We start from the raw sequence: 23,606 nt of genomic DNA, 5'->3' as shown, positions 1-23,606 counted from the left end.
AGTTTCTGATCCCTGACAAGACAGAAACCTAGAGCGAGAGCGGCGTGCAGCTCTATCAGACGCGCTCACCCACCCACGGAAACGTCACAAGAGCCGGAATTCCATGGTGAACGTGATCATTCCTGCTGGGACACGGCGAGGAGGTCGATCACGAAGATGAGGGTCCGGCCGGCCAGGCGGTGGCCGTTGCCGGCCGGACCGTACGCCTGGTGCGGCGGGATGACCAGCTTGCGCCGGCCCCCGATCCGCATCCCCTGGACGCCGACCTGCCAGCCTTCGATCAACCCGCGCAGCGGAACCTCGACCGGCTTGCCGCGGTTCCACGACGCGTCGAACTCCTCGCCGGACTCGAAGTCGACGCCGGCGTAGTGGACCAGCAGCGTCGAACCGGGCACCGCCTCGTCGCCGTCGCCGACGACGAGGTCGGTCACCTCCAGCTCCTGCGGCAGCGGCCCCTCGGGGAAGTCGACCTCGGGACGCTCGAGCATCAGAACGTGCCGATCACGTCGATGACCAGAACGAGCGGCGTGCCCTTGGAACCGTCCTGCGCGGCGTTGTCCTTCGCCGAGATGCGGGTGACGACGCGGCTGCCGACCGTCTGTCCCTCCAGCGCCTGCGCCAGGCCCGGGATGCCCTGCAGCTGCTGCGGCGCCAGCACGACCGGCGTCTGGTTCTCGTCCCACGAGCTGATCGTGTTGGCGGCGTCAGGATACTCCGCCTGCACCATGTTGATGACGATGTTGTTGCCGAGCTTGTCGCCGTCGCCCTTGATGACCAGGGTGGAGTCGGACTTCTGCGGAGGCTTGGCGCCGTCCATCTTGATGGTGGGCGCGGCGCCCTCCTCACCGTCCTCGACGGTGGGCAGGCCCTGCGGCAGGTCCTCGACCGGCTCGCCGGACGCGCTCGAGGTGCCGTCGATCGAGTCGATGATGTCGACGACGAACACGAGCGTGTCGTTCTGCAGGTCGTGCCCCTTCTGCGCGCCGTAGCCCTTGTCCGGCGGGATGGACATCAGCACCCGCGAGCCGACCTTCTGCCCCGCGAGGCCTTCCTTCCACCCGGGGATGACCGCGTCGAGCGAGAACCCGGCGGCCTGGCCACGGTCGTAGGAGTTGTCGAAGACGTACGGCTCGGCGTCGGCGGGCGGCTCGGTACCGCCGGCGGACGGCTGCGACGACGACCCGGCACCGCCGGCGGCGCCCTCGTCCGACGGCGGCGGGGTCGACCCGCCGGAACCGGGCGGCGGCGCGGTCTGCGGCGCGCGCGGCTTCCACGTCTGGCCCAGGTAGTCGGCGACGACGACGTCGCTGCCGGAGACCTCGGGCCCGTCGCCCTCGGACAGGACCTGCACCTGCAACTCCTCGGGAGGAGCCTCGTCCGGGATGGTCAGGGTCGGCTTCTCCCCCATCTCACCGCTGACCTCGACGCCCATGTCCTCGGTGATGACCGGTCCGCCGGAAGCGGTGGAGTCGGACCCGGAGCCCGATTCGTCGTCCGACCCGCACCCGGTCAGGGCGAGCGCGGACGTCGCGAGCAGGGCCACGATGGCCTGTCTGGTGCGCACTTGAACAAGTCCTTTAGTCAATTGGCGAGCAGGTCTGACAATCGCAAGCAGTCAGCGTAGAACGGTGACCTGAGAACTGCCTGAACGCGCCACCGTCGTCGGCGTCGCATGGTCACATGCCGTCGATCAGCCGCGCCACCCGTTCGTCCACGGATCGGAACGGATCCTTACACAATACCGTCCGCTGCGCCTGATCGTTGAGCTTGAGATGCACCCAGTCGACGGTGAAGTCGCGCCGGCGTTCCTGCGCACGCTTGATGAACTCGCCGCGCAGCTTCGCCCGGGTGGTGCGCGGCGGCACGGACTTCGCCTCGAAGACCTCGACGTCGCGGGTGACCCGGGACACCGCGCCGCGCCGCTCGAGCACGTAGTAGAGGCCACGGCCACGGTGGATGTCGTGGTATGACAGGTCCAGCTGGGCGACCCGGGGATGCGTGAGGCTCAGGTTGTGCCGGGCGCGGTAGCGCTCCATCAGCCGGTACTTGGTGACCCAGTCGATCTCGGTCTCGACCAGCGACAGGTCGCCGGAGTCGATCGCCTTGATGGTGCGCTCCCACAGGTCCAGAACCCTGCGCACGACCGGCGTGCCGATGTCGCGGCGCTCGACGAAGTCGCGCGCCTTCGTGAAGTACTCCTCCTGGATCTCCAGCGCCGACGCCTCGCGGCCCCCGGCCAGACGCACCTTGCGGCGCCCGGTGATGTCGTGACTGATCTCGCGGATGGCCCGGATCGGGTTCTCCAGGGTCAGGTCGCGCAGCCCGACCCCGGCCTCGACCATGCGCAGCACCAGGTCGGTGGCGCCGACCTTCAGCAGGGTGGTGCACTCGTTCATGTTCGAGTCGCCGACGATGACGTGCAGCCGCCGGTACCGCTCGGCGTCGGCGTGCGGCTCGTCGCGGGTGTTGATAATCGGGCGGCTGCGCGTGGTCGCACTGGACACGCCCTCCCAGATGTGCTCGGCGCGCTGGCTGACCGCGAACACGGCACCGCGCGGCGTCTGCAGCACCTTTCCCGCCCCGCACACGATCTGGCGGGTGACCAGGAACGGAATCAGCACGTCGGCGAGCCGGGAGAACTCGCCGTGCCGGCCCACGAGGTAGTTCTCGTGACAGCCGTAGGAGTTCCCGGCGGAGTCGGTGTTGTTCTTGAACAGGTAGACGTCGCCGGCGATGCCCTCTTCGGCCAGCCGCTTCTCCGCGTCGACCAGCAGCCCCTCGAGGACCCGCTCGCCGGCCTTGTCGTGCGTCACCAGGTCGACGACGCTGTCGCACTCGGGCGTCGCGTACTCCGGGTGGCTGCCTACGTCCAGATAGAGCCGGGCGCCGTTGGACAGGAAGACGTTGCTGCTGCGGCCCCATGTGACGACCCGGCGGAACAGGTACCGCGCCACCTCGTCCGGGGACAGCCGACGCTGCCCGCGGAACGTGCAGGTGACGCCGTACTCGTTCTCGAGCCCGAAGATGCGGCGATCCATGACACGACCTTAGTCGCCCGAATCGTCTGTGCCCGCCTCGGAACCGCTTCGGTCCAGCAACGAATCCAGCGTCGGCGACACGATGCGCCGGAACGCGCGGCGCGGGCGCTCCCGGTCGAGGACCGCGACCTCCAGCGACGCCGTCGGCAGGTGCCGGTCGTTGCCGTCCTCGCCGCGGCGCAGCGCGTCGACGGCCAGGCGCAACGTGTCCTCGAGCGACCCGCCGGGGCTGACGTTGTCGCCGACGTAGCGCGCCACCTGCTCGGCGGCGCCGCCCATGACGGCGTACCCGTTCTCGGCGGCCACCGACCCGTCGTAGGTGATGCGGTAGATCTGGTCCTCGTCGGCCGTCTTGCCGACCTCGGCCACCACCAGCTCGACCTCGTACGGCTTCGGCTCCTGCGTGAAGATCGTTCCCAGTGTCTGCGCGTAGACGTTGGCCAGCGCCCGCCCGGACACGTCGACCCGGTCGAAGGAGTATCCGCGCAGGTCGGCCAGGCGCACGCCGGCCTGGCGGAGGTTCTCGAACTCGTTGTACTTGCCCACCGCCGCGAACGCGATGCGGTCGTAGATCTCGCTGATCTTGTGCAGCGACGGCGACGGGCTCTCGGCAGCGAACAGGATCCCGCCCGCGTACTGGATGACAACCACGGACCGGCCGCGGGAGATCCCCTTGCGGGCGTAGTCCGCCCGGTCCTTCATGATCTGTTCGGGCGAGACGTATCCGAACTGCATCGACACCGATGGTCCTCTCGATGAGTGGTGGGCGAGTCAGCGAAGGGGGGCGTTGGGCCCGTCGGGACGGTCCTGGCGCGCGGTGACGATCGACTCGACGGTCTCGGCCACGACCTGCTCGTCCCGCCGGCGGAAGCCGTTCTCGTCCACCACGGCGACGACCGGGTAGATGCGCCGCTGCATGTCCGGGCCCCCGGTGGCGGAGTCGTCGTCCGCGGCGTCGTACAGCGCCTGGATGGTGACCGACACGGCCTCGTCGACGGTGAGGTCGTCACGGAACAGCTTCTTCAACGCGCCGCGGGCGAACACCGAACCGGACCCGACCGAGAAGAAGGCGTGCTCCTCGTAGCGGGCGCCGGTGGGGTCGTAGGAGAAGATCCGCCCGCCGCCGCTGGCGTGGTCGTAGCCGGCGAACAGCGGCACCACCACCAGGCCCTGCATGGCCATGCCGAGGTTGCCGCGGATCATGTGCGACAGCCGGTTCGCCTTGCCCTCGAGGGACAGCACCGAGCCCTCGATCTTCTCGTAGTGCTCGAGCTCGAGCTGGAACAGCCGCACGACCTCCGCGCCCATGCCGGCCGTGCCGGAGTAGGCCACCGCCGAGTACTCGTCGGCCTGGAAGACTTTCTCGATGTCGCGCTGGGCGATGATGTTGCCCATGGTGGCGCGCCGGTCTCCGGCCATGACCACGCCGCCCGGGAACGTCGCCGCGACGATGGTCGTGCCGTGCGGTGTCAGCGCGCCGAGGTCGTCGCCAGAGGTGCCGCTGTGCACCCGGTTACCGGGCAGCAGCTCGGGCGAGTACTGCCGGAGGAACTCGGTGAACGACGACGTCCCCGGTGTCAGGAACGCCGCCGGCAGGCTGCCCATGCGGGTCACGTCCACTTACTCTCCGCCCTTCTGCACGAACGACCGCACGAAGTCCTCGGCGTTCTCTTCCAGCACGTCGTCGATCTCGTCGAGGATGGTGTCGACGTCGTCCTCGATCTTGTCCTGCCGCTCCTTGAGCTCTTCACTCGACTCGGCCGCCGTGGCCTCTTCGGTCTCGGCGTCTTCGTTCTTGCGGGGCTGCTTGTGCTGCTGCCCGCCAGTGTTGTCTTGCGCCATCGCCAACCTCCGACCTGGTCGCCTAGACACGACCCTATCCACCGAGCACCTCGATCATGTACGTCCCGGGCCGACGAGATCGGATTCGACCCGCCGCTTACGCGCTCGGCGAAGCACCCGGGCCGGCGCCACGGCGCCGTGCTCAGCGCGACGTCAACGCGCTGACCAGGTCGACGGCGGTGTCACACCGGTCGAGCAGCTCGCCGACGTGCGCCTTCGTGCCGCGGGTCGGGTCGAGGGTCGGGACGCGTTGCAACGCCTCGCGCCCGGGCAGGTCGAAGATCACCGAGTCCCACGACGCCGCGGCGATGGCGTCGGCGTAGCGGTCCAGGCAGCGACCGCGGAAATACGCGCGCGTGTCCTCGGGCGGCTCGTTCACGGCGCCGTCGATCGCCTCGTCGGTGACGATGCGCTGCATCCGGCCCTTGCCGACGAGCCACTGGTACAGGCCGCGCTCGGGCCGCAGGTCGGCGTACTGCAGGTCGACCAGGTGCAGCTTGGGGTGGGACCATTCCATGCCGTCGCGGTCGCGGTAGGACTGCAGCAGCGCCAGCTTGGCCACCCAGTCGAGCCGGTCGGCCAGCACCATCGGGTCGGCGGCGAGATCGCTCAGCGTCGCCTCCCACCGGTCGAGCACGTCGGCGGTCACCGGGTCGACGTCGGAGCCGTACCGGTCCTCGACGAACTTGCGCGCCTGCTCGGCGAACTCGCGCTGCAGCTCGACGGCCGTCATCCGCCGGCCGTCGGCCAGCTCGACCTGGTGGCGCAGCGTGGGGTCGTGCGAGACCTCGTGCATCGCCGCCACCGGGCGCGACAGCGACAGGTCGCCGCCCAGGAAGCCGTCCTCGATCATCGCCAGGACCAGGGACGTCGCGCCGAGCTTCAGGTACGTCGACACCTCGGACAGGTTCGCGTCGCCGACGATGACGTGCAGACGGCGGTAGCGCTCGGGGTCGGCGTGCGGCTCGTCGCGGGTGTTGATGATGGGCCGCTTCAGCGTGGTCTCGAGACCGACCTCGACCTCGAGGTAGTCGGCACGCTGCGAGATCTGGAAGCCGTCGCCGCTGCCGTCCTGTCCGATGCCCACGCGACCGGCACCGCAGATGACCTGCCGCGACACGAAGAACGGAATGAGGTGGCGGACGATGTCGGCGAACGGGGTCGCGCGGTCCATCAGGTAGTTCTCGTGGCAGCCGTAGGACGCGCCCTTGTTGTCGACGTTGTTCTTGTACAGCTGTATCGGCGACGCGCCCGGCATGCTGCCGGCCCACCGCGCCGCCGCGGCCATGACCCGCTCGCCGGCCTTGTCCCAGACCACCGCGTCCAGCGGCGAGGTGACCTCCGGCGAGGAGTACTCGGGGTGGGCGTGATCGACGTACAGCCGGGCGCCGTTGGTGAGGATGACGTTGGCCAGCCCGATCTCCTCGTCGGTGAGCTGGCTGGGGTCGGCGCCGCCTCGCGAGAGCTCGAACCCGCGGGCGTCGCGCAGCGGGTTCTCCTCCTCGAAGTCCCACCGGGCACGCCGGGCACGGGCGCGCTGGGCGGCATAGGCGTTGACGACCTGCGACGAGGCCAACATGGAGTTGGCCGCGGGATTGTTGGGCACCGAGATGCCGTACTCGGTCTCGATCCCCATGATGCGCCGGGCACTCATGGACCGAGCCTACGTGGAACTCACGACACAGTTCTCGTCCCGTCCGCTCCCGAGCTCATCTCGTCGCGTCCGTTTCCCGCTGCCGGAACCGGAGATCATGAGACTTCAACGGCCCCGGAACACTGCAGAAGCCTCATGATCTCCATCGCGGGCGGACGTCGTCGGCACCGGTCAGCCGATGGGCGCCGGCACCGGGTAACGGACCCCGAGCGTCTGCAGCGCCTCGTCCAGGATCCGCATGACGTCCACGGTGTCGGACAACGGCATCTCCGCGCACTCGGTGCGGCCCTCGCGCACGGCCTGTGCCACCGAGCGCAGCATCGGCACGTATCCGCGTCCCTCGCGAGCGCCCTCGTGCAGCTCGGGCTCCTCGACGCCGCGCTTGGGGGTGTGCACGTAGCGCAGCAGCGCCGGCGCATGGAAGCGCGGCGGGATCTCGATACGGCCCTTCGTCCCGAGCACCACGGCCGCGCCGGGCACCGGCGAGACCAGCGAGGCCTCCAGGTGTGCGCGCGCACCGCCGTCCCAGCGCAGCATCATGCCGGCCTCGGCGTCCACGCCGCGCTCGGTCAGCGAGCCCGCCACCGTCATGCTCGCGGGCGCGCCGAGGAGCATCTGCGCGAACGCCACCGGGTAGATACCCACGTCCAGCAGCGCCCCGCCGCCGAGCTCCGGGTCCCAGAGCCGGTGCTCCGGCTCGTCCGGGGCGACGAAGCCGAGCTCGGCACTGATGGAGCGCACGTCGCCGATCAGACCCTCGGCGACCATCTCGCGCGCCTTGACGATCAGCGGGTTGAACCGGCTCCACACGGCCTCCATGCAGAACACGCCCTTCTCCTGGGCGAGTCCCACCAGCTTCTCGGTCTCGCTCAGCGAGGTGGAGAACGCCTTCTCGCACAGCACCGCCTTACCGGCCTCGACGGCCTTGGTCACGATGGGTGCGTGCTGCGCGTGCGGCGTGGCGACGTAGACCACGTCGACGGCGTCGTCGGCGATGAGCTTGTCGACGTCGTCGTAGGCGTTCTCGGCGCCGAACTCGCGGGCGAACGCCTCGGCGCGGGCCGGCTCGCGGGAGCTGACGGCGGCCAGTTCGCTGTTCTCGACCAGCCGGAGGTCGTCGGTGACGCTGTGAGCAATGTTTCCGGTGGAGACCACACCCCACCCGATGGTTCGTTCGGAATTCATCCACGGCACTCTATCGGCCAGCCGGGCGTGGGCCACCCCACCCGACCAACCGCGCCGCACCGGCGTGGCTCGGGCGCCGCAACGGACCGCGTCGCGGGACCGTTGCGGCGCCCGAGTGCGCCGGTGGAGGTGGCTTACAGGTACTGGCCGGTGTTGGCGACGGTGTCGATGGAGCGCCCGGCCTCGTCGCCCTGCTTGCCGGAGACGAGCGTCCGGATGAACACGATCCGCTCGCCCTTCTTGCCGGAGATGCGTGCCCAGTCGTCCGGGTTGGTGGTGTTGGGCAGGTCCTCGTTCTCCTTGAACTCGTCGAAGCAGGCGGTCAGCAGGTGCTGGACCCGGATGCCGCGGTTGCCGGACTCCAGCAGGTCCTTGATCGCCATCTTCTTCGCCCGGTCGACGATGTTCTGGATCATCGCGCCGGAGTTGAAGTCGCGGAAGTAGAGCACGTCCTTGTCGCCGTTGGCGTACGTGACCTCGAGGAAGCGGTTCTCTTCGCTCTCGGCGTACATCCGCTCGACCGAGCGCTGGATCATCGCGGCGATCGTCGCGTCGGCGTCGCCGTCGTGCTCGTCCAGGTCCTCGGGGTGCAGCGGCAGCTCCGAGGTGAGGTACTTGCTGAAGATGTCGCGGGCCGCCTCCGCGTCGGGCCGCTCGATCTTGATCTTCACGTCCAGCCGGCCCGGCCGCAGGATGGCCGGGTCGATCATGTCCTCACGGTTCGACGCGCCGATGACGATGACGTTCTCGAGACCCTCGACGCCGTCGATCTCGGACAGCAGCTGCGGGACGATGGTGTTCTCGACGTCCGAGGACACCCCGGAGCCGCGGGTGCGGAACAGCGAGTCCATCTCGTCGAAGAACACGATGACCGGTGTGCCCTCGCCGGCCTTCTCGCGAGCGCGCTGGAAGACCAGCCGGATGTGGCGCTCGGTCTCGCCGACGTACTTGTTCAGCAGCTCGGGGCCCTTGATGTTCAGGAAGTAGGACCTGTGCTCGGACAGCCCCTTACGCTCGGCGATCTGCTTCGCCAGCGAGTTCGCCACGGCCTTGGCGATGAGTGTCTTGCCGCATCCGGGCGGGCCGTACAGCAGCACGCCCTTGGGCGGGCGCAGTTGGTGCTCGTGGAACAGGTTGGCGTGCAGGAACGGCATCTCGACGGCGTCGCGGATCTGGTCGATCTGCCGGCTGAGGCCGCCGATGTCGAGGTAGTCGATGTCCGGGACCTCTTCGAGGATCAGCTCCTCGACCTCGGACTTCGGGATGCGCTCGTACACGAAGCCCGAACGCGGCTCGAGCAGCACCGAGTCGCCGACGCGCATGCCGGCGTCCTGCAGCGGCGAGGCGATGCGCACCACGCGTTCCTCGTCGGTGTGCCCGATGACCAGGGCGCGCTCGCCGTCGGCGAGCAGCTCCTTGATCATCACGACCTCGCCCACGCGTTCGAACTCGAGGGCGCGCACGACGTTGAGCGCTTCGTTGAGCATGACCTCCTGGCCCGGTCTCAGCTCGTCGAGCTCGACCTCGGGGCTGACCGCCACGCGCAGTTTCCGGCCACCGGTGAACACGTCGACCGTGCCGTCGTCATGGCGCAGGAGGAACGTGCCGAACCCGGACGGCGGCTGCGCCAGCCGGTCGATCTCCTCCTTCAACGACACGATCTGGTCGCGCGCCTCACGCAGCGTCGCCGCCAGCCGTTCGTTCTGGGCGTTCACCGACGCCAGCCGGGCCTCGAGGAAGGCCACCTCTCCGGCCATGTCGGACGGCTCTCGCCCGGAGCTCCTGCGCCCGTGCTCGAAGCCATCGTCGTACGAAGCCATGTCGCACCTCCTCGCAAGGGGGTCGTCTATAGCCAGACCCTACAGTCGTCGGGCCCGTTCGCCACGCAGGTGATCGGTCATTGACCGCAAGGTCGTGTTCACTGCCGCCATGCCAACACTAATCACCCTGCGCACCGGGGGCGGGGCGGCGTTTGCGCCGCGGCGGCGCCACGCCCGGCGCCATCCGGCGCGTCGTCACCAGGAACCCGGTGTGCCCGACCATGCGGTGGTCGGGCCGTACCGCGAGGCCCTCGACGTGCCAGGTCCGCATCATCGTCTCCCACGACGCGGGCTCGGTGAACATCTCACTCTCCCGGAGCGTCTCGACCACGCGGGACAGCTGTGTCGTCGTCGCCACATAGCAACACAACACACCTCCCGGGACCAGAACACCGGCGACCCGGTCCACGCATTCCCACGGCGCGAGCATGTCCAGCACGACCCGGTCGACCGGCTCGTCGGCCAGGTCCTCGGCCAGGTCGCCGACGGTGAGCCGCCACTGCGGGTGGTCGTCGCCGATGAACCGGTGCACGTTGCGCTCGGCCACCTCGGCGAAGTCGGCACGGCGCTCGTAGGAGTGCACCGACCCGCCCGGGCCGACCGCGCGCAGCAGCGACATGGTCAGCGCGCCGGAGCCCACCCCCGCCTCGACGACCCGCGCACCCGGGAAGATGTCGGCCATGGTGATGATCTGCGCGGAGTCCTTCGGGTACACCACCGCCGCGCCGCGCGGCATCGCCAGCACGTAGTCGGGCAGCAACGGGCGCAGCACCAGGTACGTGGCCCCACCGGTCGACGTGACGACGGTGCCCTCCGGCTGCCCGATGAGCTCGTCGTGCGCGAAGGAGCCCTTGTGCGTGTGGAACCGTTTGCCGTGCTCCAGCGTGATGGTGTGATGGCGGCCCTTCGGATCGGTCAGCTGGACCTGGTCGCCGGGGCCGAGCGGTCCGGTGCGGTGAGTCGAGTCGGTGGTGGACATGCCGTGCAGGCTATCTACGCCGCCCGGGCCGTCCGTCACCGCGCGGCCAGCGCCGCGTCGACGTCGGAGGACGCCAGCACTCCGTAGACGCGCCCGTGCTCGTCGACCACCAGGTACTCCGACGCCGGGGTCTCGCGCATGACCCGCAGCAATTCGTCACCGGTGACACCGAGACCGACCACCAGCCCCTCGGTCAGCGTCCGCGACGACTGGCCGACGGTCACCCAGGGCCGTCGCTCCTGCGGAACCGCGGCAGCGGCCGCCTCGTTCAGCACGCCGGTGGGGCGCCCGGCGCTGTCGACCACGACCAGGGAGGTGACTCCGGCGCCGCGCGCCGTCTTGAGCGCCTCGGACAGCGGGACGTCCGGCGCGACCGGCGCCGCGGGCCGGGCCAGCCGGCGCGGGTCCAGGGCCGGCAGCCTGGCGCGCATCCGCCCGACGGTCAGCGCCTGGGTCGCACCGCTCCACAGCAGCATCGCCACCAGCGCGGCCCACACGACGCCGACGACGTCCGGTGTGCCGCCCGAGGCGGCGAACGGCACCACCAGCACCAGCACCGCCAGCACCTGCCCGGCCCGCCCGGCCACCACCGTGCCGCGGTTCTCGTCGCCGGTGACGCGCCAGACCACCGCGCGCAGCATGTGCCCGCCGTCCAGCGGCAGCGCCGGAAGCAGGTTGAACACACCCACGACCAGGTTCGCCGCGGCCAGCTCGAACAGCAGGAACTCCGTCACGTCACCGTGCACCGGCCGCGAGGCCACGTACGCACCGGCGCCGAGCACCAGCGACAGCAGCGGCCCCGCCGCGGAGACCACGAGGTCGCGGCCGGGGGTCGGTGAGTCGCGCTCGATCTCGGTGTACCCGCCGAGGAAGTGCAGCGTGATGCCGCGGACCGGCAGCCCGAGGCCCAGCGCCGTCAGCGCGTGGCTGACCTCGTGCAGGAAGACGGAGCCGTACAACAGCACGGCGAAGGCGAACGACACGGCGTACGTGCCGTTGCCGAGATCGTCGAGATACCGCGACACGAACGGCTCGAAGCCGATGGTGATGACCGCCGCGACGAGGAACCACGTCGGGCTGACGTGGACCGGTATGCCGGCGACCCGTCCGAGTCTGAGGCTCCGGCCGCTTCCGAATGTCACCCTCCCAGGCTACGGCCCCCGGCGCCCGGCACCGGCACGTCGGTGTCGGGCGACGCGTGGTTGTCGGAGGCGTGTTCTACCCTCGCGGGATGACGGCACGGGCAGGGACCGGAACGGACGGGGACGAAGCCGGCACCGAGGCCGGCAGCCGGACCGGCACCGAGCCCGGTTCCGAGACCGGCACCGGGCAGGCCACGGCGGTGCCGACGCTGTCGCCGTCGCGCGCGGCCGACTTCATGACCTGCCCGCTGCTGTACCGCTTCCGCACCGTCGACCGGCTGCCCGAGCCGCCGAGCCCGGAGGCCACCCGCGGCACCGTCGTGCACGGCGTCCTGGAGCGCCTGTTCGACCTGCCGGCCGACCAGCGCACGCCGGACCAGGCGGCGCAGATGGTGCGCCCCGAGTGGGACAGCCTGCTCGAGGCCGACCCCGCGGTCGCGGAGCTGTTCGCCGACGACACCGACGGCTCGGCGCTGGCCGGCTGGCTGCGTAGCGCCGAGGAGCTGGTGCACCGGTACTTCACGCTCGAGGACCCGCAGCATCTCGAGCCCGCCGAGCGCGAGCTGTACGTCGAGACCACCCTCGACTCGGGGCTGCGGCTGCGTGGGTACGTCGACCGGCTCGACCGGGCGGCGGCCACCGGCGAGCTGCGTGTGGTCGACTACAAGACCGGGCGGGCCCCGCGCGCCGGCTTCGAGCAGCGGGCGATGTTCCAGATGCGCTTCTACGCCCTGGTGCTGTGGCGGCTGCGCGGCACCGTGCCGCGGCTGCTGCAGCTGATCTACCTGGGCAGCGGTGAGGTGCTGCGCTACGAGCCGGACGAGGCCGACCTGCGCGCCACCGAGCGCAAGCTCGCCGCGTTGTGGCGGGCCATCCAGCGCGCCGGCGACACCGGCGACTGGCGCCCCAGCCCGAGCCGCCTGTGCGACTGGTGCCACCACCAGGCGCTGTGTCCCTCCTACGGCGGCACTCCCCCGCCGCTGCCGGTCCGGGCCGGCGGCGACGGCGACGACGAGGCGCCGTCGCCGCGGACGTCGCCGGTCGACGCCTGACCCGGCGGCGGCACGCGCCGAGCGCCGCCACACCGCGGCCCGGCCGGCTCCTCCCGGCGGCGGAGACGTGACCTCCGCGTCACGGACGACCCCGGCACGCCGCGCCGGCGCCTACCGTGGACACGTGAGTGATCGCCCAGCCCGCCGGATGCCCGACATCCCGCCCGGCCTGCTGGATGCCGTGGTCACCGGGACGCTCCTGGTCACCGGCGTGATCATGGTGTTCACCTACACCGACCCGGGCGGCATCGACTACCGCGACGGCGACGCCCTCGGCGTGGCCGTGGTGGTGGCGGCCACCGCCCCGCTGCTGCTGCGCCGCCGGTACCCGGTGGCCGTCGGCCTCGTGACGGCGCTGATGCTGCTGACCTTCACGGTCCGCGACTACGCCATGCCGACGGCGGTGGCCGTCATCCTGATCGCGATCTACTCGGCCGCCGGCTACGCCCGACTGACCCGGTCGCTGATGGTACTGGCGGCGCACACGGCGTCGTCGGTGGCGTACGCGCTCGCGGCCTCGGCCCGGCACCCGGAACAGTCTCATTACGACGCCGCGGCGTTGGCGCTCAACGTCGTGGTGCTGTTCGGCGCGTGGGCGTTCGGCCGTGCCGTGCGGAACCGCCGGCTGTACACCGCGGAGCTCGAGGACCGCGCCAGCCGGCTGGAGCGGGCCCGCGAGGCCGAGGTGCGCATGGCCATCACCGAGGAGCGCTCGCGCATCGCCCGCGAGCTGCACGACGTCGTCGCGCACCACGTCTCGGTCATGACCGTCCAGACGGCCGGCGCCCGCCGCTCCATCCCGAGGGACCCGGACCGCAGCGCCGAGGCCCTGCTGTCCGTCGAGGCCACCGGGCGCGCCGCGCTGGCCGAGATGCGCCGCGTCGTCGGCGTCCTGCGCACCCCCGACGGCACGGAGGGCGGCGAGCGCGGTGAGCGGGGCGAGCGCACCGACCGCACGGAGGAGGCGGCGCTGTCGCCGCAGCCGGGTCTGGCCGAGCTCGGCGACCTCGTCGCGCACATGCGTGACGCCGGGCTGCCGGTGCAGGTCACGGTGGACGGCGAGGCCGACGGCGTGCCCCTCGGGGTGGATCTGGCCGCCTACCGGGTCATCCAGGAGGCGCTGACGAACACCATCAAGCACGCCGGTCCGTCCAGCGCGACGGTGTCCGTGCACTATCTGCCCGCCGAACTGCGCATCGAGATCGCCGACGACGGGTACGGCGTCGCGACCGAGCTCGAGGGCGGCCGGCCGGGGCACGGGCTGCTGGGCATGCGCGAACGGGTGGCACTCTATGGTGGGTCCCTTCTCGTGGGCCCGCGGTCCGGCGGCGGGTTCACGGTTCTCGCCACGATTCCCTACGACAGCACGGCGGTGTGACGATGACGAGCCAGCCCGTCCGCGTGCTGCTGGTCGACGACCAGCCGTTGCTGCGCACCGGTTTCCGGATGATCCTCGAGGCGGAGTCGGACATCGCGGTGGTCGGCGAGTCCGGCGACGGCGAGGCGGCGATCGCCGACACCCGGGCGCTGCAGCCGGACGTGGTCCTGATGGACATCCGGATGCCGCGGGTCGACGGCGTCGAGGCCACCCGGCGGATCACCGGCACCGCCCGCGAGCACTCCCCGCGGGTGCTCGTGCTCACCACGTTCGACCTCGACGAGTACGTCGTCGAGGCGCTGCGCGCCGGGGCCAGCGGGTTCCTGCTCAAGGACGTCCCGGCCGACGACCTGGTGGCCGCGATCCGCACCGTGGCCAGCGGCGACGCGGTCGTGGCGCCCAGCATCACCCGCCGGCTGCTGGACATGTTCGCCACCCGGCTGCCGGCAACCAACTCCCCCACCCCGGCGAACCTGCAGCAGCTGACCGAACGTGAACGTGAGGTGCTGAAGCTCGTCGCACGCGGGTACTCCAACGCCGAGATCGCCGCTGACCTGGTCGTCTCCGAGACGACGGTCAAGACGCACGTCGGCAACGTCCTCACCAAGCTGAGCCTGCGTGACCGGGTCCAGGCGGCCGTGTACGCCTACGAGAGTGGTCTGGTCCAGCCCGGCGCCATCTGACCGCCGCGGAAATGACCACGTTCACCATGGAATTCCATGCGTCACCACCCCTGCAGGCCTGGTGACGCGTGCAGAGTCCTGGTGGTGCCGGAGTACGTGTCCGGCGACGACGGCGTCGGCACACCGAGAGGTCACTACCGACCGCGGGATACACGTGGGCGCTGGATATACAACTGAGCGTCGAATACGACCCCGAACGCATCGCCTTTCGTCGCTCAGTTGTATATCCAGCGCTGAGTTGTATACGGAGTGTCCGCGGCGACTGATCCTGTGCCGCACGCAACTCCGGCGCGGACCTTCGCCACGCCGTGAACGGCCGACATCCACGGCTCCGGACGGGCCATCACAAGGCTTTTGCACGCGTCACGAGGCCTGCAAGGGCACCCTGCGGACCTGGTGATGCGTGCAGAGTCCTGGTGACGCTGGCCTACCTCGCCGCGCCCCAGCCGGCCAGTGCCGCCCGTCCCGACGCCGCGAGCCGCTCGGCGCCCTCGGTGCCCGGGTCGCCGTCGGCGACGACCACCGCGTAGCGCAGGCCCAGACTGTCGCCGGGGGCGATCTCGACCTCGGCACTGAAGAACGGCGCCGGGCACAGGCAGGCGAACGGCTCGGAACGGACGAACCACTGAGTGGGATGCCCCGCATTGTCCGGGTCGTCCACGACGACCAGGGTCGACGACCGCCCGTGCTCGTCGTGCACACCGGTGAAGCCCAGCCACGGAGCGCGCACCCCCATCAGTTCGTCACCGCCGGCGCGGCCCGGGGCGTGGACGGTGCCGCCGGTGAACGAGCGTGGACCGCGCCAGAACAGCCCGCCGTATCCGGCGTTCTCGCGGCCCTGTGTGGTCGGGCTGCCCATGGTCAGTGCGTGCCCGCTGACGTTCGTGAGCTCGGTGACGAAGGTCAGCACCCAGGCCTGGTCGGTCAGCGTGACGGTGAACCGGCGCAGCTCGTCGACCCAGGCCCGCGCGTCCTGGGTCACCCAGTCCAGCCGATGCGCGACGTCCACTCGCTCCGGGCCAGCCTCGAGGTGGGCGAACTCGCGGTGCCGGATCGCGCCGTCGTTGTCCAGCTGCTGGTATCCGGCGCCGCGCAGGTACGTGGTGCCGCCCCAGAAGTTCTGCTGGTCCTGCCCGTCACCCGCGCCCGGCCCGCCGACGTTCGCCACCGACCACGCGATGCCCTTGTGCCAGACGTGGTCGTGCGGGCGGTACAGGCTGACGACGTCCCCGCCGAGCGTGCGCAGCGGATGGAAGTACGGACGCGGCGACTCGAGCTGGCGGTCCCACGGCCGGTAGACGTAGCGTGCCAACTCCCGGCCGCCGGCGCCGATACGCAGCGACAGCCCGTGCTCGTGCACCAGGTGCAGGCCGTGGTGGTCCGGTTCGGTCACGTAGCGGCTCCTTTCGGCATCCACGGCGCACCGGTGCCGTCCATCCGCCGGTAGAAGGGCGAGTCGGGGTCGATCTCGCCGCGGCGTACCGGCCGGCGGGTGAACGACGACGCGTACACCGCGGCGATCAGTTCCATCGTGCTCCACGCGTCGGCGGTGCTCACCGGTGGCACGTCTCCGTCGTCCAGCGCGTCGAGCACCGCGCCGAGCTGTGCCGCGTGCCCGCTCGGGCGGCCCGCCGGGCCGTCGGCCCAGGCGGCGGCCACCGCGTCGGCGTGCTCCGGGGTCGGTGTCACCCGCCAGTCGTCGTCCCGGTAGCCGTAGAGGTGCTCGACCTCCACCGTGGCGTGCTCGAAGTCGAACCTGAGGTAGCTGGTCTCGCGCGGGGACAGCAGGCTGTTCACCACCGTCGCCACGGCGCCGCTCTCGAACGTCACGATCGCCGCCGAGATGTCCTCGGTGTCGGTGGGCCGGAACCGCCGGGCGGCCACCGCCGTCACGTCCTGCCACGGCCCGAGCACGGACAGCATGAGATCCATCTGGTGGATGCCGTGACCCATCGTCGGACCGCCGCCCTCGGCCTCCCACGACCCGCGCCACGACGGCGCGAAGTACGCGTCCGGCCGGTACCACAGCGTGTGGCACACCGCCGCCGTCGGCCGCCCGATGCGCGCGTCGCCCACGAGACCGCGCAGTGACGCCGCGGCGCTGCCGAACCGGTGCTGGAAGACGGTGGCGAACGTGCCGCCGCCGGCCGCCTCGGCCGCCGCGATCTCGTCCATCTCGGCCAGGCTCAGCGCCGGTGGCTTCTCGCACAGCACCGCCAGGCCGCGCCGCACGCACTCGACGGCCTGCGCCGCGTGCAGCGCCGGCGGGGTGCACAGGTCCACCAGGTCCGGGCTGCGCGCCTCGAGCAGATCGTCCAGACTCCGGTAGCGGTGCGGGATCGACCAGGTGTCGGCGAACGCGTCCAGCCTGTCCGCCTCCGGGTCGACGGCGGCGACGATGCGCGCGCGGGGGCCGAGCGTCGCGACGTCGCCGGCGTGCACGCCCGCGATGCCTCCGGTGCCGACGAGGGCGATCTCGTACGTCCCGGTCATGACACGCTCACCTGCGCCGTCAGGTGTGGCGTGTGGTCGACGACGCGCTCCGGGCCGACCAGGGTCACCGCGGCGGCGTGCTCGGCGTCCAGGCACGATCGCGCGGGCCTCAGCTCGATGGCGCCGGGCTCCACGACGCGGCGGCCGTCCCGGCCGGTGAACGCGGTCAGGTCGGCGTGCACGCGGAACGCGACCCGGCGCTGCTCCCCCGGCCGCAGCACGACCCTGGCGTAGCCGATCAGCCGCACCGGCGGCCGGGTCACCTGAGCGACCGGGTCGTGCAGGTACAGCTGTACGACCTCGGCCCCGTCCCGGTCGCCGGTGTTCCGGACCCGCACGGACAGCGACACCGCGCCGTCGGTGCCGCACTCGACCGGGCCGTCGGCCGGCGCCGGCTCGTCCGTCCCCACCCGCAGGTCGTCCCAGGCGAACGAGGTGTAGGACAGCCCGTACCCGAACGGATACAGCGGCGTCGGGTCGCCGGAGCTGACCTCGGAACGGTGCCCGAGCGGCGGTGCGAGATAGGTGGCCGGCTGCCCGCCGGGCTCGCGGGGCACGCTGACCGGCAGCCGCCCGGACGGGCACACCCGCCCGGAGAGCACGCCGGCCACCGCCCGCCCGCCCTCCTCACCCGGGAAGAACGCCTGCACGACGGCCGCGAGCCGGTCGCCGAACGCGCCGAGGGCGTACGGGCGGCCCGTGCACAGCACCAGAACCACCGGGGTCCCGGTGTCGGCGAGCGCGTGCACCAGCTGTTCCTGCACGCCCGGCAGCCGGAGGTCCTGGGCGTCGCATCCTTCGCCGGAGGTGCCACGGCCGAACAGGCCGGCACGGTCGCCGACGACGGCCACGCACACGTCGGCGCCGGCGGCCGCCGCGACAGCGGCGTCGAACCCGGAGGCGTCGGTGCCGACGACGTCGCAGCCCTCGGCATGGGTGAGCCTCGCGTCGGGCAGCGCCGCACGGATGCCGTCCAGCAGGGTGGGAACGGCCACCCCCGGCAGCTCCTCGGGGCCGCCGGGCCCGCCGCGGCCCATGTGGCTGGGAAAGGTGTAGCAGCCCAGCATCGCCTCCGGCTCGTCGGCGAGCGGGCCGACGACGGCGACGCCCCCGGCGGGCGGCAGCGGCAGCGTCCCGTCGTTGGCCAGCAGCACGACCGACTCCTCGGCGACCTCGCGGGCCAGCGCGCGCCCGTCCGGCGGATCCAGGTCGACGCTCGCTCCCGGCTCGCGCAGCGCCGGCGGGCCCGGTTCCCAGTCCGGGTCGAGCAGCCCGAGCTCGCACTTCTGCGCCAGGACGCGGGCCGCGGCCCGGTCGACGTGCCACTCCGGGACCGCACCGGAGCGCAGCTCGTCGAGCAGCGCGTCGCCGTAGCAGCGCACGCTCGGCAGCTCGACGTCGACACCGGCGGCCAGCGCCTGCGCGCCCGCGTCGCCGGCCGAGCCCGCCACGCCGTGGAGCAGCTCCAGGAAGGACACGCCGAAGTAGTCGGCCACGACCGTCCCGGTGAATCCCAGCCGGTCGCGGAGCAGGTCGGTGAGTACGCCCGGATCGGCGGCGGTGGGGACGCCGTCGATCTCGGTGTACGAGCTCATCACCGAGCGGGCGCCTCCGGCACGGATCGCCATCTCGAACGGCGGGACGAACACGTCCGCGAACTCCCGCGGCCCCACCCGCACCGGCGCGAGGTTGCGTCCGGCCACGGACGCGGAGTATCCGGCGAAGTGTTTGAGGGTGGCGACGACACCGGTGGACTGCAGTCCGCGCACGTACGCCGTTCCGACCGTGCCGACCAGGTACGGGTCCTCGCCGACGGTCTCCTCGGTGCGCCCCCAGCGAGGGTCACGGAGCACGTCGAGAACCGGAGCCAGCGCCTGGTGCACGCCCACCGACCGCAACGACGCGCCCACGTAGCCGGCCATCCGCTCGACCAGGCCGGGGTCGAACGTCGCTCCCCAGGCCAGCGGCGTCGGGAAGATGGTCGCCCCGGCTGTCATGAATCCGGTCAGGCACTCCTCGTGCACCAGCGCCGGGATGCCGAAACGATTGGCCGTCACGACCTCGCTCTGCATCTTCGCCAGCGCTCTGGCGCCCTCGGTGGCGTCGACGGCCGCGGTGCCGAACGGCCGGGTCAGCTGTCCCAGCCCGTGGCGGATCAGCGCCCCGAAGTCCGGCGTGTCGTCGGCCAGCTCGTGCTGGTGCGGAGCGACCGCCGCACCCGCGGGGTCCGCGCCCACCCAGACGCCGTACAGCTGCGCGACCTTCTCCTCCAGGCTCATCGCCGCCAGCAACGCCGCCACCCGTTCCGGCGCCGGCAGCGTCGTGTCCAGCCAGGTGCCGTCCCCGGCCCGGGACACGGGCGCCGGTTGGTCGGCGACCGGCTCGCCGTCGTGGTCAGCTCGCATGAACCGCTCCGTCGCTCGATTTCCGAGAATTTCCGGTCGTGATGCCGAACATTTCGCTTGCGGAACGGTCACGTTATCACCCTGGACGCGAAGCCAACCGGAGATCTTCTGCGACGATGTCCACGCGCGGCCGCGACGTACGGCCGCAACTTTCGGCGCGCGACCGGAATGACGCAGCCACGGCGTGACGGGCGCGATAATGGTCGGCATGAGCGAGGAGCGCAGAGTCACCATCAGCGCCGTCGCGCAGGAGGCCGGCGTCTCGGTACCGACGGTGTCCCGCGTGGTCAACGGACGCTCCGACGTCGCGCCGGAGACCCGCCGCCGGGTGGAGGACCTGCTCAACCGGCACGGTTACCGGCGCCGTTCGTCGCGCCCCAGCACCACCGCCCGGCTGATCGACCTCGTCTTCAACGACCTGGACAGCCCGTGGGCGGTGGAGATCATCCGCGGCGTCGAGGACGTCGCGCACGGCTCGGGCGCCGGCACGGTCGTCTCCGCCATCCATCGCCGCTCCGAACCTGCCCGGCAGTGGCTGTCCAACCTGCGCGCACGCGCCTCCGACGGCGTGATCCTCGTGACATCCACCCTGGACACGCCGCTGCAGGCGGAACTGCACCGGCTCAACGTCCCCATCGTCGTCGTCGACCCGGCAGGCGGGCCCACCATCGAGGCGCCGACCATCGGCGCCACCAACTGGGCGGGCGGGCTGTCCGCCGTCGAGCATCTGCTGTCGCTCGATCACCGGCGCATCGGCGTCATCGCCGGTCCGCGGCGGTTGCTGTGCAGCCGTGCCCGCCTCGACGGGTACCGCGCAGGGTTGCGGGCAGCCGGGCTCACGCTCGACGACGAGCTCGTCCAGGAGGGCGACTTCTACCACGAGTCCGGCTTCGACGGCGCGAACGCACTGCTGAAGCTCGACGACCCGCCCACCGCGATCGCCGCCTCGAGCGACCAGATGGCCATCGGCGCCTACGAGGCGGTCCGGCGGCAGGGCCTGCGGGTGCCCGCGGACGTCAGCATCGTGGGCTTCGACGACCTGCCCGAGGTCCGGTGGGCGTCTCCGCCGCTCACCACGGTCCGCCAGCCGCTGTCCGAGATGGGCGCCGTGGCCGCGCGCACCGTCCTGCGGCTGGCCGCGGGCGAGCCCGAGGCGAGCCCGCGCCTGGAGCTCGCCACCACGCTGGTGCCCCGCGAGAGCACCGCGCCCGCCGCATCCGGCTGAGCCGCGCGAGTGTGATCCGTTGAAGACCACCCACGCCATCGGAGGCGTGTCGAGGCCGTAGACGCCTCATGATCTCCCGTCCGGACAGATCATGCGACCGCAGAGCGCCCCCGTTGACGGTGGGCCGGTCATGTCGGCACTCCGCGACCGAAAACTTTCGGAAGCACAGCGCGACGACGCCGCAACACAGGTCCGGCACGCCAACCCGTTATTCGGACAAAGCCGCAGCACATCTGGGGGTTGACCGTTACGGAGAGCCGCTGTAACGTACCCGAAACTATCGGAACAATCGATCCTCACCACCGCTCAGACACAGCTGAACCGAGAACCCGGAAGCAGGTCCGGGCAGCCGCCGCAGCGACCCGGAAGCTCTCGTCTGGAGGACGATCATGACCGCACCCCGCACGATTCCCCGCCGGACGTTTCTGGCGGCTCTCGGTGCCGGCGCGACGGCACTGGCCACCACGTCGTGCAGTGACGACTCGAACGGCTCGCAAGCCGCGGCCGACCTGGACAGCGCCGGCGATCCCGCCCAGGCCAGCGGTGAGCTCGATGTCTGGGTGCTGCAGGAAGACGCGGTGAACCCAGTCAGCCGGGCCTCGCTGGACCGCTTCTTCGGCGGGACCGACGTCAAGGCGAACCTGATCACCGAGCCCAACGAGAGCTACCGCGACGTACTGCAGACCATCATCGACCAGGACGAGCGGCCGGACATCTTCTTCAACTGGGGCGGCGGCAGCATCCGCTCCTACGTCCGGGCGGGCCTGGTCGAGGACCTCACCCCGTACCTGGAGGAGGATTCCGAGTTCAAGAACGCCTTCCTGCAGTCGGTGCTGCAGGCCGGCCAGATCGACGGCGCCTATTACGGCATCCCGATGCGGACCATGCAGCCCAAGCTGATGTTCTACAACACCGCCCTGTTCGACCAGGTCGGCCTCGAGGTCCCCACCACCTGGCAGGACTTCCTGGACGCCGTCGACGCCTTCGCCGCCGAGGACATCACGCCCGTGGCGGTGGGCGCGGCCGACCAGTGGCCACTGCTCATGTGGTTCGAGTACCTCACCGACCGGCTCGGCGGGGCCCAGGTGTTCCAGGACATCGCCGAGGGCACCGGCGAGGGGTGGGCGCACCCGGCGATCACGCGCACGGTCGAGACGATCCGCGACCTGGTCGACCGGGGTGCCTTCGGCGACGCCTTCGCGTCCGTGGCCTACGACGACTCCGGCCCGCTGCTCTCGGACGGCCGCGCCGCGATGATGCTGTCGGGCAGCTGGGAGTACACGAACTTCCTCGAGGACGCGCCCGGCTTCGTCACCAACAGCCTCGCCTGGGGCCCGTTCCCGGCGCTCGAGGACGGCGAGGGCGACCCGGAGAACGTCGCCGGCAACCCGACGAACTACTTCTCCGTGCACGCCGACTCGCCGCTGAAGGAGGTCGCGATCAACTACCTGAAGCAGGAGATGGCTTCCGACACGTACGTCCAGGACCTGCTCGACGTCGGCGACATCCCCGCGGTGGCGAACATCGAGACGCTCATCGAGGGGCACGAGCACGAGGAGTACTTCGGGTTCGTGTACGCCATGGCCGCGAACGCACCGAACTTCCAGCTGTCGTGGGACCAGGCCATCGCCCGTCCGCAGGCGCAGCCGATGCTCGAGGCCATGGAGAACGTCTTCCTGGGCAACCTCGACGCCGAAGGCTTCGTGCAGGCCAATGAAGACGCCGCTTCCTGACGACGAGGCGCCCCCGTTGCCGCCCGCGCGTCCGGCGCGGGGCCGGCTGAGGCGGGGTCGCCCGAAGCGGGCGCGGGACGGAACCCGGACCGGTTCGGACGCCGCACCCCGTCCCGGCATGGGCTACGTGCTGCCCGCCGTCGTGTTCTTCACCGTCTTCGCCGTCGTGCCGCTCGTGCTCGTGGTGGTGCTGTCGTTCACGTCGTGGCCCGGCTTCGGCGACATCCGATGGACTGGCCTGGACAACTGGGAACGGCTGATCGGCGACGAACGCGTCCGCGAGTCCACCGGGATCACGCTGGCGCTGACCGCGTCCACCTGGCTCACCCAGACGCCCATGGCCATCGCGATCGGCGTCTGGGCCGCCGGGCGGCAGCGCAACCGGGCCGTGCTGTCGACGATCTTCTTCCTGCCGCTGCTGATGTCGTCCGCGGCCATCGCGGTGCTGTTCCACCGGTTCCTCGACCCGAACTACGGCATGGCCAGGGACCTGGGCCCGCTGATCGGGTTCCCGGACGGCAACATCCTCGGCACGGCGCACGGCGCGTTCCTGGTGATCGTGTTCGTGAGCGCGTGGCAGTGGGTGCCGTTCCACTCGCTGCTGTACCAGGCCGCCGCGCGCAACGTCCCCACGGTGCTGTACGACGCCGCGACCATCGACGGCGCCGGGCGCTGGGACATGTTCTGGCGCATCACCCTGCCGCAGTTGCGCTACACCGTCGTGACCTCGTCGGTGATCATGATCGTCGGATCGCTGATCACGTTCGAGACCGTGCTGCTGATCACCGGAGGCGGGCCCGGCGGCGCGACCCGCATCCTGCCGTACCTGATGTACAGCGCGGGTTTCGAGGCGTTCGAGATGGGCTACGCGTCGGCCATCGCGACCGTGCTCGTGGTCGTGGCCACCGCGTTCTCGCTGCTGATCGTCCGGTTCTCCGGCTTCACCAAGATGCGCTCCACTCTGGAAGGCATGTGAC

20 protein-coding genes are annotated in these 23,606 nt (G+C 71.0%); 6 read left to right on the top strand and 14 right to left on the bottom strand.

All coding sequences use genetic code 11. The features are described 5' to 3' along the window. Positions 1-116: 116 nt before the first annotated feature. The 11 genes from CLV30_RS24680 to CLV30_RS24630 all read right to left on the bottom strand — a co-directional run bounded on the left by CLV30_RS24680 (position 117) and on the right by CLV30_RS24630 (position 11,660). Positions 117-488, bottom strand: coding sequence for an FKBP-type peptidyl-prolyl cis-trans isomerase (locus CLV30_RS24680; RefSeq protein ID WP_106539912.1), 372 nt, complete (start codon positions 486-488; stop codon positions 117-119). Next, complete coding sequence (locus CLV30_RS24675; protein ID WP_106539911.1) at positions 488-1,564, bottom strand: FKBP-type peptidyl-prolyl cis-trans isomerase; 1,077 nt, start codon at positions 1,562-1,564, stop codon at positions 488-490. Before CLV30_RS24675 ends, CLV30_RS24680 begins: the two co-directional genes overlap by 1 nt. A gap of 112 nt (positions 1,565-1,676) precedes the next feature. After that, a complete protein-coding gene (gene pafA, locus CLV30_RS24670; protein WP_106539910.1) occupies positions 1,677-3,038 on the bottom strand; it encodes a Pup--protein ligase in 1,362 nt (453 codons plus the stop codon). Positions 3,039-3,047: 9 nt separating this feature from the next. Then, positions 3,048-3,779, bottom strand: a complete 732-nt coding sequence (gene prcA / locus CLV30_RS24665) for a proteasome subunit alpha (RefSeq protein ID WP_106539909.1) — start codon at positions 3,777-3,779, stop codon at positions 3,048-3,050. Positions 3,780-3,809: 30 nt separating this feature from the next. Continuing rightward, complete coding sequence (gene prcB / locus CLV30_RS24660; protein WP_106539915.1) at positions 3,810-4,643, bottom strand: proteasome subunit beta; 834 nt, start codon at positions 4,641-4,643, stop codon at positions 3,810-3,812. A 15-nt stretch (positions 4,644-4,658) separates the two neighbouring features. Then, a complete protein-coding gene (locus CLV30_RS24655; protein ID WP_106539908.1) occupies positions 4,659-4,880 on the bottom strand; it encodes a ubiquitin-like protein Pup in 222 nt (73 codons plus the stop codon). 142 nt (positions 4,881-5,022) lie between these two features. After that, positions 5,023-6,534 carry a depupylase/deamidase Dop gene (dop, locus tag CLV30_RS24650; RefSeq protein ID WP_106539907.1) on the bottom strand — a complete coding sequence of 504 codons (1,512 nt, stop codon included), beginning with the start codon at positions 6,532-6,534 and terminating at the stop codon, positions 5,023-5,025. A 171-nt stretch (positions 6,535-6,705) separates the two neighbouring features. Next, positions 6,706-7,719 (bottom strand): Gfo/Idh/MocA family protein, encoded by a 1,014-nt coding sequence (locus CLV30_RS24645; RefSeq protein WP_106539906.1) that lies wholly within the window; start codon positions 7,717-7,719, stop codon positions 6,706-6,708. 134 nt (positions 7,720-7,853) lie between these two features. Continuing rightward, positions 7,854-9,539 (bottom strand): proteasome ATPase, encoded by a 1,686-nt coding sequence (gene arc / locus CLV30_RS24640; RefSeq protein WP_106539905.1) that lies wholly within the window; start codon positions 9,537-9,539, stop codon positions 7,854-7,856. Positions 9,540-9,657: 118 nt separating this feature from the next. Continuing rightward, positions 9,658-10,518, bottom strand: coding sequence for a tRNA (adenine-N1)-methyltransferase (locus tag CLV30_RS24635; RefSeq protein WP_106539904.1), 861 nt, complete (start codon positions 10,516-10,518; stop codon positions 9,658-9,660). A gap of 35 nt (positions 10,519-10,553) precedes the next feature. Continuing rightward, complete coding sequence (locus CLV30_RS24630; protein ID WP_106539903.1) at positions 10,554-11,660, bottom strand: site-2 protease family protein; 1,107 nt, start codon at positions 11,658-11,660, stop codon at positions 10,554-10,556. Positions 11,661-11,749: 89 nt separating this feature from the next. Here CLV30_RS24630 and CLV30_RS24625 point away from each other — a divergent pair, with 89 nt between their 5' ends. From CLV30_RS24625 to CLV30_RS24615, 3 genes are all read left to right on the top strand, one after another. After that, a complete protein-coding gene (locus tag CLV30_RS24625) occupies positions 11,750-12,712 on the top strand; it encodes a RecB family exonuclease (protein WP_106539902.1) in 963 nt (320 codons plus the stop codon). Between the two features lie 124 nt (positions 12,713-12,836). Then, positions 12,837-14,090 carry a sensor histidine kinase gene (locus CLV30_RS24620; protein ID WP_129711081.1) on the top strand — a complete coding sequence of 418 codons (1,254 nt, stop codon included), beginning with the start codon at positions 12,837-12,839 and terminating at the stop codon, positions 14,088-14,090. Between the two features lie 2 nt (positions 14,091-14,092). Then, positions 14,093-14,773, top strand: coding sequence for a response regulator (locus CLV30_RS24615; RefSeq protein ID WP_106539900.1), 681 nt, complete (start codon positions 14,093-14,095; stop codon positions 14,771-14,773). A gap of 427 nt (positions 14,774-15,200) precedes the next feature. Here CLV30_RS24615 and CLV30_RS24610 read toward each other — a convergent pair whose 3' ends face one another. The 3 genes from CLV30_RS24610 to CLV30_RS24600 are packed head-to-tail and all read right to left on the bottom strand — an operon-like array spanning position 15,201 to position 19,671. Continuing rightward, a complete protein-coding gene (locus CLV30_RS24610) occupies positions 15,201-16,166 on the bottom strand; it encodes a DUF6807 domain-containing protein (RefSeq protein WP_205741032.1) in 966 nt (321 codons plus the stop codon). Beyond that, complete coding sequence (locus CLV30_RS24605; RefSeq protein WP_106539898.1) at positions 16,163-17,266, bottom strand: Gfo/Idh/MocA family protein; 1,104 nt, start codon at positions 17,264-17,266, stop codon at positions 16,163-16,165. Before CLV30_RS24605 ends, CLV30_RS24610 begins: the two co-directional genes overlap by 4 nt. After that, positions 17,263-19,671 carry a beta-xylosidase/alpha-l-arabinosidase gene (locus CLV30_RS24600; protein ID WP_106539897.1) on the bottom strand — a complete coding sequence of 803 codons (2,409 nt, stop codon included), beginning with the start codon at positions 19,669-19,671 and terminating at the stop codon, positions 17,263-17,265. Before CLV30_RS24600 ends, CLV30_RS24605 begins: the two co-directional genes overlap by 4 nt. Before the next feature lie 208 nt (positions 19,672-19,879). On the opposite strand from CLV30_RS24600, the gene CLV30_RS24595 reads away from it, so the two are divergent. From CLV30_RS24595 to CLV30_RS24585, 3 genes are all read left to right on the top strand, one after another. Then, positions 19,880-20,896 carry a LacI family DNA-binding transcriptional regulator gene (locus CLV30_RS24595; protein ID WP_205741031.1) on the top strand — a complete coding sequence of 339 codons (1,017 nt, stop codon included), beginning with the start codon at positions 19,880-19,882 and terminating at the stop codon, positions 20,894-20,896. Positions 20,897-21,285: 389 nt separating this feature from the next. Then, positions 21,286-22,629 carry an extracellular solute-binding protein gene (locus tag CLV30_RS24590; protein WP_106539895.1) on the top strand — a complete coding sequence of 448 codons (1,344 nt, stop codon included), beginning with the start codon at positions 21,286-21,288 and terminating at the stop codon, positions 22,627-22,629. Between the two features lie 118 nt (positions 22,630-22,747). Next, positions 22,748-23,605: a carbohydrate ABC transporter permease gene (locus CLV30_RS24585; protein ID WP_106539894.1), complete on the top strand. Its 858-nt coding sequence runs from the start codon at positions 22,748-22,750 to the stop codon at positions 23,603-23,605. Position 23,606: the final 1 nt, after the last annotated feature.

The sequence above is a fragment of the Haloactinopolyspora alba genome (genome assembly GCF_003014555.1).
GTDB classification, from domain to species: Bacteria; Actinomycetota; Actinomycetes; order Jiangellales; family Jiangellaceae; genus Haloactinopolyspora; species Haloactinopolyspora alba.
This window is presented reverse-complemented; position numbering and strand designations above follow the sequence as displayed.

Coding starts and splice junctions, on each gene's coding strand:
- CLV30_RS24625 (WP_106539902.1), top strand. CDS start 11,750: ATGACGGCACGGGCAGGGACCGGAACGGACGGGGACGAAGCCGGCACC.
- CLV30_RS24585 (WP_106539894.1), top strand. CDS start 22,748: ATGGGCTACGTGCTGCCCGCCGTCGTGTTCTTCACCGTCTTCGCCGTC.
- arc (WP_106539905.1), bottom strand. CDS start 9,539: ATGGCTTCGTACGACGATGGCTTCGAGCACGGGCGCAGGAGCTCCGGG.
- CLV30_RS24615 (WP_106539900.1), top strand. CDS start 14,093: ATGACGAGCCAGCCCGTCCGCGTGCTGCTGGTCGACGACCAGCCGTTG.
- dop (WP_106539907.1), bottom strand. CDS start 6,534: ATGAGTGCCCGGCGCATCATGGGGATCGAGACCGAGTACGGCATCTCG.
- CLV30_RS24590 (WP_106539895.1), top strand. CDS start 21,286: ATGACCGCACCCCGCACGATTCCCCGCCGGACGTTTCTGGCGGCTCTC.
- prcB (WP_106539915.1), bottom strand. CDS start 4,643: ATGGGCAGCCTGCCGGCGGCGTTCCTGACACCGGGGACGTCGTCGTTC.
- CLV30_RS24600 (WP_106539897.1), bottom strand. CDS start 19,671: ATGCGAGCTGACCACGACGGCGAGCCGGTCGCCGACCAACCGGCGCCC.
- CLV30_RS24595 (WP_205741031.1), top strand. CDS start 19,880: ATGAGCGAGGAGCGCAGAGTCACCATCAGCGCCGTCGCGCAGGAGGCC.
- CLV30_RS24645 (WP_106539906.1), bottom strand. CDS start 7,719: ATGAATTCCGAACGAACCATCGGGTGGGGTGTGGTCTCCACCGGAAAC.
- CLV30_RS24680 (WP_106539912.1), bottom strand. CDS start 488: ATGCTCGAGCGTCCCGAGGTCGACTTCCCCGAGGGGCCGCTGCCGCAG.
- CLV30_RS24655 (WP_106539908.1), bottom strand. CDS start 4,880: ATGGCGCAAGACAACACTGGCGGGCAGCAGCACAAGCAGCCCCGCAAG.
- pafA (WP_106539910.1), bottom strand. CDS start 3,038: ATGGATCGCCGCATCTTCGGGCTCGAGAACGAGTACGGCGTCACCTGC.
- CLV30_RS24605 (WP_106539898.1), bottom strand. CDS start 17,266: ATGACCGGGACGTACGAGATCGCCCTCGTCGGCACCGGAGGCATCGCG.
- CLV30_RS24635 (WP_106539904.1), bottom strand. CDS start 10,518: ATGTCCACCACCGACTCGACTCACCGCACCGGACCGCTCGGCCCCGGC.